Here is a 12,829-nt window from a genome sequence, read left to right as displayed (position 1 = left end):
CGAATACCCCGTCGGCATCTGAGTTCGACGAAACGGTGAATCCCTTGTTCTCTGCCTTCGACCAACCCTTCCGTCCGTTCTTTACTCATACTCCAAACGACGATCTTCTCGGCGATTCGGAGGGCAGTGTTTTTACTGGTGGTGAGGATGTCATTACTAGGCCGAATACCCCGTCGGCATCTGAGTTCGACGAAACGGTGAATCCCTTGTTCTCTGCCTTCGACCAACCCTTCCGTCCGTTCTTTACTCATACTCCAAACGACGATCTAATTCGGGGCGGCATTGGCAACGACACCATCCTTGGTGAATTGGGTTTTGACACCCTAATTGGCGACTCTGGCAGCGATCGCATCAGAGGCGGAATTGGCAATGATTTGTTGTGGGGCGGCGATGATGACGATAATCTCTCTGGTGAGAGCGGGGACGATACAGTATTTGGCGATCGAGGCGACGATAACATTAACGGTGTTTCTGGTAACGACATTCTCTCAGGTGATTTTGGTTATGACATCATCAACGGCGGATCTGGTAACGATAGTCTGGATGGGGGGAACGATAATGATTGGCTAAATGGGGGAGGGGGTACAGACAACCTCCAAGGTGGCTTCGATGACGATACCCTCATAGGTGGAGAGAACAATGACACCATTGAGGGAGGTAACGGGGTAGACCTTCTTGACGGCGATTGGGGCAACGATTTATTGAAGGGCGGTGAGGATAACGACACACTCTTTGGCGATACTGGCAACGACACGCTTTACGCTAGCACTGAGAACGAACAGTTTGGCTCTTTTGAAAGTAATGAGCTTGACGGCTTCACTGGCAAGGATTTACTGATCGGCAGTCGTGGTCAAGATATACTCGTGGGCGGCGAGGATAAGGATACCCTCATCGGTGGTGCAGACAACGATTTGCTCGTAGGAGGTATTAATGAAGGTGCTGGCTTTGATGGTAAAAGCGATATTTTCAAGTTTACCGGAGACGAGTTCAACGGCAGTTTCGGGAACGATACTATCCGAGGCTTCCAGCCTGAATTGGACAAAATTGAGTTGGGTTTCGATATTGTACTTAATAGGAATTTCGATCCGAAAAATCCAGATCAGGATTTAGCCCTGAATAATTTCGAGCTCCTCGATTTTTACGCGGGCGGGAATATTCTAGGGGCAGATGGGGTGCTTACCTCACTAGATGCTCCATTTGTGACGGAATTTAATGGCGGTATAATTCTCAACATACCAGAATCCGGCCAACTCTTCTCTGCAGACAATCAGTTGCTAGGTATGATCGAATATCAGAAAAACGGTGGGAAAATTGAGTTCGACGGCGGTACTATTTTGATTGAGTCTACCTTCGATCCAGCACCGCTGGTTGAGAACGATTTCATCTTCTCCTAGATTCTGCTGTCTGAAATGAGGGAACGTATATTGGTTTGAACACAGCTTGATTGAATCAGATTAGCGATCCCTCTCTTTCCTCTTTCACAAAAGCTAAGCAGACTATCTTAAAGCAAGTCAGTCGAAATTCGGTAACAAGTCAGTCAATTGTGTGACACTTCAGGGTGCGGAAGGTGGGTTGAAATAGTTTTGTATAAAACAGAAGTAAACCTTTCAATAATTTGTGGAAAACAAACAATACTTTAGGAGTAATTTCATGAAACTCACGAGAATAATCATGTTGCTTTTAGCTATACTAACTTTTCTGACTCATCCACAAATTTCTTTAGCAGAGTCTTTTCCTCAGTTAGCTGTTAATCAAAGTCCGAGCAATAATGAACAAATAATGTCTTCAGTAGAATCTAAGGAAATTTATGCACAAAACCCAACAAATTTTGATAACAATTCAAAATCAGCACGCATAATATTAAAAACAGCGTGTGAAAACTGGGCTGGAACAAATTCCAACATACAAGCACAATTAGCTAAACAAGGCGGTGGAAATACAAACTGGGTTACATTAGACAATCCTGGTAATGACAGAAAAAAATGTGCTGAAGACTCTTACAGTGTAACTTTTTCTGACGCAATTGCTGGTGTTGAGAATATAAGACTTAGAACTGACAGCAGTGGTGCAAGTCCAAGCTGGAAGCTGGCATGGACTGAAGTTTCTATACCTGGTAAAAAGCAGAAAAAAATTTGGAATATGTGGCTGGGAGCCAATAAATATAAAGGGCAATGGTGTGTGTATGTTAGTAATGGAGCGGATAATTGCCCTTAGTTTAACTTGATTTATTCAAGCAGCATTCGATTAGCTTGTAGCTTTCTTTACTACCAGTAAGGCAAGCACAGAGAACCGCTGTATTTGTCAAAATTTTGTAGGGACACAACATTGTTGTGTCCTTATATTATGTCCGGTTGCTCTAGCCTAATTATACTTTCTGCCGCGCCACTGAGTAGGCTGATTTAAAGCAGAAATGAGAATTCGCAAAAACGCCAGCGGATCGGCCAAAGGTGACAGCCAAAACAGCCATTTACCCGATGCCTGAGTTGTATCGTAGGAAGGTGCGATCGCAAAACACAAAGCCGATCGCACCGCAACCAAAAATACATTCAATCCCAACAGCCAAAAGTGCCCAAATACACCAACCGGCGGCAGCGAACCAAACAGCAAATAGCACAGCACAATCGGCACCGGCAAACCTTGAACCGCCAGCAACAGCCACAAATCGCCCCAAATTTGACCGCCCGAAGCAGCATCTTTCAAATCGAGCGATCGACCCCATTCATTCCAAGTCTCGATCGCCCCCTCATACATCCGCACCTTCAACACCTTAGCCCCGTCCAAAAAGCCCACCTTAAAGCCCTTAGCAGCCGCATAGCGAGCCAGAGTCACATCATCGCAAAACGAACCCCTCGCGACCTCATAGCCCCCCAATGCCACCAAAACCTCGCGCTTGCAGAGAAAACACTGACCGTTCGCCATCACCCGTTCCGGCACATCCCCGCCAGTCCCCGTCGGCCCGAACCGATAAACCAAAGTCATTAACAAAGCAGGTTGCAGCCACAACTCGCCCGGATACTTGAGGATAAACTGTGGCGATAGCGAAATCAAATCGTAATTTCCAGCCGCCGCCGTCTTCAGCAAACTCGCAATCAAACCCGGATGCGGCACAGTATCTGCATCGATGCCCAAAATCCACTCGCACTTCTCGGAACTTGCCAAAAAACCCGCATTCAGCGCCCACGGACGCCCTACCCAACCGGCCGGCAGCGGATCGTCGTTAATCAAGCGAAACCGGGGATCTTTTTGTGCTGCTGCTTTGACTAAATCTCCGGTTCCGTCTACCGAATAGCTGTCAACCACGATCGCTTCTCGGAGTTCGTAACTTTGGCTGGTTAATCCTTCCAAACAAGGCGAAATTCGATCGGCTTCGTTCAAAGTCGGTACTACCGCAGTACAAGCACCCAACAAATCCAGCGTCGGCGAATCCGGTTCCAGGGGCGGGATGCGCGATGGGCCTTTAATCAGACGCGACATCAGAAGGGCGGCGGCGGGCAATTGCAGCAGCAGGAGTGCGACAGGGATGATACTTGTCAGCACTTCGGGGAACAGGTGAGGGGCGATCGACAAAACCATACTATTGAAGAATTGAAGAATTGGGAATGACTTACTGGATAGGGGTGGGGAGCTTATTTACAGTTGATTTTTTTTGTAACTGATATCAATTTAAAAAATTTAATAAAATTTTGACCTCAAACATATTACAGGAATTGGGAAGGAAAAAATCGCCGCTGAAAAACCCGGTTTCTTGTAGAAACCGGGTTTTTCAACTAGCTCAAAAATTAGTGTAAGTTTTTGCTAAATCAGCCGCTGTTGCTCGCTAGCAACTCACTTACGCAAAACGCCCACGGGCTGAGGTGGAATTTCAGCCGCGAGCACAGATGTATCCAAAGACGGCATTGTTTCTGTTACGTAACCTGCTGCGGGTTTAGCGATCCAGCTTAACGCGATCGCCGGAACTACGCCCAGAAGCACCGCTAGCGATGTCGGGAACCAGAACCGAGAATCCAACGAAGTTACAGTGATAATTGCTCCGAAAGCAAAGTTTACCAAATAAACAATTAAGGGCAAACCCAATTCCGATCGCTCTAATTTAATCGGTGTTTTTCTCCACAAGAAAGCTGCTACAGACATAAATAGCGCCCCCGTACCCATCCAGCCAGCCAAATTGCGGTAAGGCATCCCAAAGAAAGCGCCAATTTCCTCAAATTCCCAAAAAGGCACAGAAGTTTGGCTCATCGCCGGATCTAGTACAAAATCCCAAGCTGTTAGCAGCAAAGCACCGAGGGCGATCGCCCCTATTTGGCGCACCCAGTTGAGCTTACCTTTACCGCCCGCTACTCCAGCGCGAGCAATTACATAGGAAACCAGTCCCAGATAAAACCACGAGAGGGGAATCGTAAACGGAACCAGCCCTGCAATTTTGTAGCCCAAACCGCTCAAATAATGGTAGTGGCCGAAAGGAAAACCCGTACTCGTTCCCAACAACTCGCTACTCAAGGACAAAAACACAGAAGGCAGTAAAAAGGCCAGAGTTGCACCCCAACCCAACGTCCGAAAGGCATAGAGAGCAACTGCTGCTGCACCAAAGATGATATAAACTACTCCACCCCCAGCCATCCCCCACTGGAATAGCGTTTGCCCTGCTGGTGGCAAACTCATCACCAATTCGGGACGGGGTAAAATCAGCAACAACCCTGCCAATCCAAAAGCCATTGACAAGACGTGGGCAACCAGGCAAAAGCGCTCAGCAATCAAAAGTTGCTTCATGGGACTCCTCGAAAAAATATTAGATGCAGAAAGCACTTCCTAACAGTTTACAAATCTTTAACAAAAAACGAACACGAACTGGCGATCGGCATTTTTTCAAAACTTACACCCAGGGCCGAGAAACCCGGTTCCTGGCTTGCTACCTCGTTGCTAAACCCCTTATTTTTCTAAGAAACCCGGTTTTTTGGCGAGGGATTGGTGGCATAAGTGCCGAATGCCCTTCTTCCCTCGGGCTTCTATCCGTTATGGAACCCATTTGAGATCTGTTGTTATAACCGTAAGCCTTGTGGCATTGGGATTTCAAATCTTTGGCCGCTATCGCCCCACGATTTCTCGTCTTGTGGCTATTGAGTTATGTGAGACGGCTGGTTTGTCCGCCTGATTTTTTAAGAAAAGATCCAAAATGGGTTCTATAAAGCTAGTTCTATGCTCTGTTTGGGCTGGAAATTTGTTTGAGTTCCGCGAACTTCACTTGAATCAATACAAGCAGTGAATCTAAACATCCCGTAAGTACAAGACGGTCGATGGGGTTTAAGAACTCCTTCTTCAGGGAGATCGGCCTGCTTACTTTTTAGCGGATATTGGATATGACAGATGCCATGTACTTAAACTGTATGAAATCTTCTAAAAGTTCGGTGTCCAAACAATGTGTTGTACTGGTGCAACCAGAGGTTAGCCATCTTATTCGCGAACTTCGGCAACTAACTCAACTCACCCAAGTGCAACTCGGAGAATCGCTGGGTGTTGCTTACGAGACGATTAATCGTTGGGAAAATAAACGGATTCAACCCTCCCCTTTAGCATTAAGGCAAATTCGGACGCTGGTTGCGGAACTGGGTCAATCCTCTTCAATCGTCGTTCGAGAAGGTAGCAAAAAGCTTTTCGCTCAGTATTTTTCAGAGAGGTAGGGTGTGTGAGTGATCCAGTAGAGGGGGCAGATCCTAAAAACTTATTTGCAGGCGACAGCGAGATGGCGATGTTGATGCGATCGCACGATTGGTCGCAAACACCGCTGGGTGCTGTCGAAACTTGGTCGGACAGCCTGAAAACGGCTGTGCAGATCCTGTTGACCGAACTCGATCGAACCCAACAGCCAGACAAGACGCAGCTAGAATCTAATCTGCCACAGGAGCGCCCCTCCACAGATGCCTTGCATCAAACTGCCCAAGAAGCCGATGCGTTTCGAGTCAGGCTCACCAATGCGCTGCGCCCGCTGACTGATGCCAATGAGATTCAGGCGATCGCTGCCCGCATTCTAGGCGATTCTCTAGGAGCAAGCCGCGTCATTTATATTGAAGTGTTACCCGGCGGCAAGGAGGTCATCGTTCATAAAAACTACACGAACGGCGTTGCCGAATTGAGTGGGCTGTACCATCTGGAAGACTTCGGACGCAACCTGACAGACGACCATCGAGCAGGGCGAACAGCGATCGTTCCCGATGTGGCGAACTACCCTAAATACACAGCCAGCCAGAAGGCAAGTTATCAAGCGATCGATATTGCCGCGCATATTGATGTGCCGCTGATTAAGAACGATCGATTCGTCGCGTTGCTGGCGGTGCATCAGGCAAACCCTCGCTCGTGGACGGAAGACGAGGTGAGACGAGTCGAGGAAACAGCAGAGCAAACGTGGGCAGCCGTCGAGCGTGCCCGTGCTGAAGCCGCATTACACGAGAGCCGCACCGAACTCGAACAGCAACTGCGGAATTTCGACGCGATCGTCGCTGCAATTCCCGATTTTATTTACACCTTTGATTTGGCGGGACGGTTCACGTATGTCAGCCCGGCGTTGCTCAATCTTTGGCAGAAAACTTCGGATGAAGCTTTGGGAAAGAACTTTTTTGAGCTGGATTATCCCACCGATTTAGCGACCCGACATCAGCAACAGATTCAACAGGTGATCGCCACGCGCCAGCCGCTCAAGGATGAATCGCTCTACACTAGCGCAATCGGCAGACGCGCCTATGAATACATTTTTGTACCGCTTTTAGGGATAAACGGCGCAGTAGAAGCAGTAGCAGGCGTGACGCGAGACATCACCGAGCGCAGACGGGCAGAACAAGCCTTGCGCCAAAGCGAGCAGCAGACTCGGAATATTCTGGAGAGCATCGCTGAAGCGTTCTTTGCCCTGGATGAAAACTGGCGGTTCACCTACGTCAATCGCTCCGCCGGAGTATTGTTCGATCGCGCTCCAGGCAATTTGATTGGCAAAAATTTATGGGAAGAGTATCCAGGACTGATTGGCAATGAGTTGGAACGGATTTACTTGAGCGCCATGCGCGATCGTGTGGCTGCATCATTGACCGCGTTTTACCCCGACCACGATCGCTGGTACGAAGTTCGCACCTACCCCGCCCCAAACGGTATCACCGTTTATTTCAACAATGTTACCGAGCAGATTCAAACTGCTGCAACCCTGCGTCAATCGGAAGAACGCTACCGGACGCTGTTTGAGTCGATCGGCGACGGCTTTTGCGTCATCGAGATGCTGTTTGATAAAGACGATCGCGCGATTGACTACCGCTTTTTAGAAGTCAATCCGTCGTTTGAACAACAATCAGGATTGGTGCAGGCAGTAGGCAAGCGGATGCTTGAACTCGCCCCAGATCATGAGAAGCATTGGTTTGAAATTTATGGCAGAATCGCGATAACGGGCGAACCGCTTCAGTTTGAGAATTATGCTAAAGCACTGAACCGTTGGTTCGAGGTGTATGCCTGTCGCACGGGTGAAGCTCAAGCGCGAAAAGTGGCGATCGTCTTCAAAGATATTAGCGATCGCAAACGGGCAGAAGAAATGTTGCGGCGAAACGCTGAATTTAATGCTTTCCGTGTCTCTCTCGCCGACGCGCTGCGTCCGCTTGCCGATCCCGTGGAGATTCAGGCTACAGCCAGCCGCGTGCTGGGTGAATATCTCGGCGCGAACAGGGTAGCGTACTTTGAGGTTCGCGGCGCTGATTACGTCGTCGAGCGCGATTACGTCAATGGAGCCGAACCACTCGCTGGCGGTTACTCGGTGGATTCGTTCGGCCCCAAGCTGCTCGCGGCGTACCGCAGCGGTCGCGCCGTGTCCGCGTCCGATGTGGAAGCCGATCCCAAGCTGTCCCCAGATCAGCGAGCGGCTTACGCCGCGATTCAGATCGGTGCCTACATCGGCATACCCCTGCTCAAGGAGGGCGAGTTCGTAGCGGGGCTGGCAGTTCACGCATCCGGGTCGCGAACTTGGACGCCGGACGAGGTGTCCTTGGCGGAAGAAGTAGCCGATCGCACTTGGGCGGCAGTCGAACGCGCCCGCGCCGAAGCAGCCTTGCGCGACAGTGAGGAGCTAAAGCAACGCATTTTAGAGAGCAGCAAGGATTGCATTAAAGTTTTGACGCTCAACAGCGAAATCGTCTATATCAGCACAGGCGGGTTGCGCCTGTTGGAAATCGACGATCCGACGCTCGTTCTGAACGCCTGCTGGCTTGACTTCTGGAAAAGCGAAGATTATGAAAATGCCAAGACAGCGATCGCGGCTGCCAAAGCAGGTAAGACAGGCCAGTTTCAAGGCTATCTTCCCATTCACAACGGCACACCGAAGTGGTGGGATAGTATCATCACGCCCGTGCGGAATACCGCTGGGGAGGTGACTCAACTTGTGGCAATTTCACGTGACATCACGAGGCAAAAGCAAGCTGAAACTCAACGGGAACGACTGCTGGCGCAAGAGCAAGTTGCACGAGAAGCTGCCGATCGCGCCAACCAGATTAAAGATGAGTTTTTGGCGGTGCTGTCCCATGAATTGCGATCGCCCCTCAATCCCATTCTTGGCTGGTCAAAACTTTTGCAGCAAGGAAAACTGGATGCGGCAAAAACCGCAACGGCATTGACGACGATCGAGCGTAACGCCCGACTCCAAGTGCAACTGATTGACGATCTGCTCGACATCTCCCGGATTTTGCGGGGCAAACTCAGTTTGACCGTGATGCCTGTGGATCTCAGTGCCGTCATTTCTGAAGCCCTAGAAACGGTTTGCTTGGCTGCAGAAGCGAAAGCCATTCAAATTTATACAAAGATTTTACCGAGTGTTGGCATCGTAATCGGCGATGCTGGGCGGTTGCAGCAGGTGGTCTGGAATCTGTTGTCTAACGCAGTCAAATTTACACCTCACCAGGGACAAGTCGCTATCACCCTCACTTTGGATGAAACGCACGCTCAAATTCAAGTTACCGATACTGGCAAAGGGATTCGCTCTGATTTTGTGCCCTATGTCTTCGAGCATTTTCGGCAAGAAGATGGAGCCACCACCCGCAAGTTTGGTGGATTGGGATTAGGACTGGCAATCGTGCGGCAAATTGTAGAGCTGCATGGGGGAACAGTCGCGGTTGAGAGCCAGGGTGAAGGACAAGGAGCTATCTTTACAGTTCGCATTCCGCTTGCGGCTCGCTCTCGTGAATTGCCAGCGATCGAGCAGCCATCGGACTCAACCGGAGATTTAAGTGGCATTCATGTCTTAGTTGTGGATGATGAGGCAGACTCACGCGAGTTTGTAGCGTTTGTTTTAGAACAAGCGGGGGCGACCGTCACCAGCGTTGCCTCTGCAACCAAAGCACTGCAAGCATTTTCCCAAGCGGTTCCAGAGATCGTTGTCAGTGATATTGGGATGCCAGAAATGGATGGCTATATGCTGATGCGTCACATTCGCAGCCTGCCTCTCGAGCAAGGCGGACAAATTCCAGCGATCGCCCTGACAGCCTATGCTGGAGAGATGGATCGACAGCAGGCGATCGCGGCAGGCTTTCAACGTCATATTGCCAAACCTATTGACCCAGACGTAGTAGTTGCGATCGTCACAAAATTATTATCATCAGGCTAAATCAGGCAAAGGAAACGCCACCTGGCTGTCAAATCTTGCCTAACTAAGCTCGGAGGGCGACAAAAATGCCGAAAAACTATATCTAATCAGAGTTGCAGCCCGTATCCCCTGTTAATAAACTCGACTTCCCCCATACAAATGTACTAACAGTCCTAAAACTCTTACTCAACAAAGGATGCAACTGTTGAGTAGAAAATCTGTACCCATTCATAGAACCCATTTGATATCAATTCCGGCTGCACCGGAATGATATAGAGGACACGGCTTGGCCTAAGTCCCTACAATCGATCGCGGTAGGGAAACGGCACTGCCGTGTCCTCCGTTTATATCATTCCGATGAAGAGCGGAATTGATATGACATCTTTTAGGCGTTGCTGAATTAAGGGATGAAGCGCGCGGGTACAGGGACATCACCAAACTTGAGGTAATGAATTAGGCGTTGCTGATTCACGGTATGAATCAACTTTTCCCTTGAAGTTACAAAACTCACCCTCAAGCGGGCTTATAGCAATTGGGAAATCTTGAATTCATACCTGTATTCAGCAACGCCCTAAATCCTTCTGCCTTCTTTACCTCTGCCTTCAAATAAATTACTGCCAATTGCCCACTAGCACGAAAGGTGCCCAGAAATACGGATTCTGATACTGTTTGTTTTTCAGCAGCGTTAATTGAGCGTTGCGGAGGGCTTCAGCTTTGCTGGTTTTAGAAGAAGCAAGCTGCCGGTAAAACTCAGTCATAAAGATAGCTGTAGATTCGTCGTTGACTTGCCAAAGGGTGGCGGCGGTGCTGCGGGCACCCGATCGAATGGCGGCCCCGGCCAAACCCAAAGCCGCGCGGTTATCGCCCGAAGCAGTTTCGCAAGCACTCAAAACCAAAAGTTCGATCGGCTGTTGTTTCTCCCCAGTGCGGGCTCGCAGCAGTCGATCGAACTCCTTAACATTCACTTTCTGATCCCAAGTCACAATAAAAGTATCCGCCGCATTCGAGCTAAACTGACCGTGAGTTGCCAAATGGACGATCGGGTAAGACACCGCTTTAATTCGATCGTGCAACCGCCCGCTGACAAAATCTTCATTCAGCAGCGAACTCGCCGGCATCTCGGCTGCAATTTGTTCAACTTCCTCCTTCACCCCCGGCAAAGCCGAGAAGCCTTGACGCGCTTCCGAAAGGGCAGCGGTGAGCACTCTTAACTTGACTTTGTTCAGGGGTTTCGGTGCCAGCAATTGCAATCCCGGCGCCAAAGCAATACTGTATTTTTCTACCAAAAACTTTTCACCGTCGTGCAGCACCGCCATCGGCAGATTGCGCAAGTAACCGTCGAGTACAAATACCAGGGTTTTAATCCCGGCGGCAGTCAAATCCGCCTCTGCAGGGCGGATTAACCAGTCATAAACCTGTTCGACGGGTTGCCTCCTGTCGCGGGGGAAAGCAGCAGGCCTGATGACATTTTTGGCTCGTCTGAAGGCAGTTTCCAACTCGGCTTGAGACTTCACAGTAGTGTAGCGGCGCAGGGGTTTGCCGGGAATTGACAAAATTACCTCCAAACGATCGCTCAAAATAATCGGATAAATCACCGCCGCTGTCGGATCGATTTCCTCGATCGACTTTGGTTTAGCATCAGCGCAAGCATCCCGAAAAAAGTTGTCCAATTCCGCCAACTGCAAAGATTCCACCGTTTGGCGCGCCAGTTTCAATTTAGCTTGACTGGGAGATTCCTCTTGCAAAAGCAGCCCGACTAATTCCCGATAAACCGGTTCGGCACTTTCCCGAAACGAAAACTGCACTTCGGGATTGACTGTCACCAAATCGCCTCGCAGAGAAGACAATATATTGACAGCTTGAGTATATTGATCGATCGCCCCTTCTGTATTCCCCTGACCTTTCCGAATCCGTCCCAGTTGCCAAAACAATTGGTAAGCAATATCGGGAGATTGAAACGCCGGTGCTAAACTCAAAGCCTGAATTGTAAGATTTTCCGCTTTCTGATACTGATTTTGGATTTCCGATAGTTTGCCTTTAGCTGCCAGAATATAAGCTTGTATGCGTTGGTCGCCCAAACTCTTTGCTGGTTCGACAGAGCGATCGAGCATTTTGTCAATATCGCTTAAACTCAAAGTTTCCGCAGGCGACTGAGCTAATTTCATCAAGCTTTGCGCTAGATTAATTTGAGCGTAAAGTCCGGCGCGGTTCGACCCAAATTGAGCGGATTGAGGTTCGATAGAACGCCACAAAACCTCCGCCTCAGACCAATTTTTGCGATCGACCAACAAACTCAATTGGTTTAACTTCGCCTGAATTTGTAAAAGAGATCGCTCCGGCATCGCCTCGGTCGATCGAGCATAATATTCAAGGGCCAAGCGTTCAAAATCAGCCCGCTGTTTGGGTGTCAAACCCGGTTTATTGCTTTTCGCCCGTACCGTATTCCCCAAATTGAGATAAATTGCAGCCTCTTCTGGCCGGGCACCTAATTTTTGGGCTGCTTCTAGTCCCGCTGACAGCAAATCCTCGGAACGTTCCAGTTGTCCCAAAACCCGCAGCACTCGCCCTAAAGCATGAATCGCCCGGACTTGTTCGAGAGAAATAGATCCATTTTTCAAAGTTTCCAAACCCGCCGTCGAAACTTCGCAAGTTTGGTTTTCCAGCTTGAAAGAAGCTAACAGCATTTTGCAAGCTCTGGGGTAAAGTCCGAGAATTTCCCAAGCCCGACTTTGATTAATTTGAACTTGAAAAAGTTGATTTTTACTATCAATCTGCTCGAAAATTTTAGCAGCTTGTGTCCAAATATCGATCGCACCTTGAGTCTGCCCCCGTTCGAGTTGCAACTGTCCTTGAATGTTGAGAGTTTCAGCCAAAATCCGCTGCTGTTCCGAAGTTTTGGGTTGTGTTCGCACAGCCGACAAACTCGAATTTACAGCTTTTTCTGCTTCTTCCCAAAGCGCCAACTGGCCGTAGGTTGCAGCTAAATTGCTCAAAGCTGTGGCGCGATCGAGATTTTCGCCTTTTGCCTCAAACTGGGTCGCCGCTTGCTGCAACAGCGGTACAGCTTCCGAAAAACGTTCCTCTCGGTACAGAGTTCGAGCTTGTCGGACAAGCTGCACCGCTTGTGGTGGATTAACCTGAGCAACTCCGGGAGGAATCGCAACTGCTAGCAGACAGGAAATCACAAATAACAGAATTACTTGCCGGAGCGATCGGGTAAACTTCATATTT

Annotated in this window: 7 protein-coding genes; 4 read left to right on the top strand and 3 right to left on the bottom strand. The window is 49.2% G+C overall.

Annotated features, from left to right (window positions below; translation table 11 throughout):
- Positions 1-1,394: calcium-binding protein (locus tag E5S67_RS19145; protein ID WP_281363558.1), on the top strand; the 1,394-nt coding region annotated here is incomplete at its 5' end.
- Between the two features lie 256 nt (positions 1,395-1,650).
- Positions 1,651-2,214 (top strand): PLAT/LH2 domain-containing protein, encoded by a 564-nt coding sequence (locus E5S67_RS19140; protein WP_216670579.1) that lies wholly within the window; start codon positions 1,651-1,653, stop codon positions 2,212-2,214.
- Between the two features lie 147 nt (positions 2,215-2,361).
- On the opposite strand, the gene cruG is transcribed toward E5S67_RS19140, so the two are convergent.
- Together cruG and cruF are read right to left on the bottom strand one after the other, a co-directional pair.
- Positions 2,362-3,573 carry a 2'-O-glycosyltransferase CruG gene (gene cruG, locus E5S67_RS19135; protein WP_172189910.1) on the bottom strand — a complete coding sequence of 404 codons (1,212 nt, stop codon included), beginning with the start codon at positions 3,571-3,573 and terminating at the stop codon, positions 2,362-2,364.
- Between the two features lie 252 nt (positions 3,574-3,825).
- Positions 3,826-4,767, bottom strand: a complete 942-nt coding sequence (gene cruF / locus E5S67_RS19130; RefSeq protein ID WP_172189908.1) for a gamma-carotene 1'-hydroxylase CruF — start codon at positions 4,765-4,767, stop codon at positions 3,826-3,828.
- Positions 4,768-5,354: 587 nt separating this feature from the next.
- Here cruF and E5S67_RS19125 point away from each other — a divergent pair.
- Positions 5,355-5,675 (top strand): helix-turn-helix domain-containing protein, encoded by a 321-nt coding sequence (locus E5S67_RS19125; RefSeq protein WP_246276864.1) that lies wholly within the window; start codon positions 5,355-5,357, stop codon positions 5,673-5,675.
- 62 nt (positions 5,676-5,737) lie between these two features.
- Positions 5,738-9,619, top strand: a complete 3,882-nt coding sequence (locus tag E5S67_RS33475; protein WP_246276865.1) for a PAS domain-containing protein — start codon at positions 5,738-5,740, stop codon at positions 9,617-9,619.
- Positions 9,620-10,209: 590 nt separating this feature from the next.
- On the opposite strand, the gene E5S67_RS19115 is transcribed toward E5S67_RS33475, so the two are convergent.
- Positions 10,210-12,825: a CHAT domain-containing protein gene (locus E5S67_RS19115; protein ID WP_172189904.1), complete on the bottom strand. Its 2,616-nt coding sequence runs from the start codon at positions 12,823-12,825 to the stop codon at positions 10,210-10,212.
- Between the last annotated feature and the right edge of the window lie 4 nt (positions 12,826-12,829).

The sequence above is a fragment of the Microcoleus asticus IPMA8 genome, from assembly GCF_013179805.1.
In the GTDB taxonomy this organism is placed as follows: Bacteria; Cyanobacteriota; Cyanobacteriia; order Cyanobacteriales; family Microcoleaceae; genus Microcoleus; species Microcoleus asticus.
The sequence above is the reverse complement of the archived record's forward strand: the minus strand, read 5'-3'. Positions and strand labels throughout refer to the sequence as shown.

Bases quoted from the DNA above. Each gene is read 5' to 3' on its own strand.
- E5S67_RS33475 (WP_246276865.1), top strand. From the start codon at position 5,738: ATGGCGATGTTGATGCGATCGCACGATTGGTCGCAAACACCGCTGGGT.
- E5S67_RS19140 (WP_216670579.1), top strand. From the start codon at position 1,651: ATGAAACTCACGAGAATAATCATGTTGCTTTTAGCTATACTAACTTTT.
- E5S67_RS19115 (WP_172189904.1), bottom strand. From the start codon at position 12,825: ATGAAGTTTACCCGATCGCTCCGGCAAGTAATTCTGTTATTTGTGATT.
- cruG (WP_172189910.1), bottom strand. From the start codon at position 3,573: ATGGTTTTGTCGATCGCCCCTCACCTGTTCCCCGAAGTGCTGACAAGT.
- cruF (WP_172189908.1), bottom strand. From the start codon at position 4,767: ATGAAGCAACTTTTGATTGCTGAGCGCTTTTGCCTGGTTGCCCACGTC.
- E5S67_RS19125 (WP_246276864.1), top strand. From the start codon at position 5,355: ATGACAGATGCCATGTACTTAAACTGTATGAAATCTTCTAAAAGTTCG.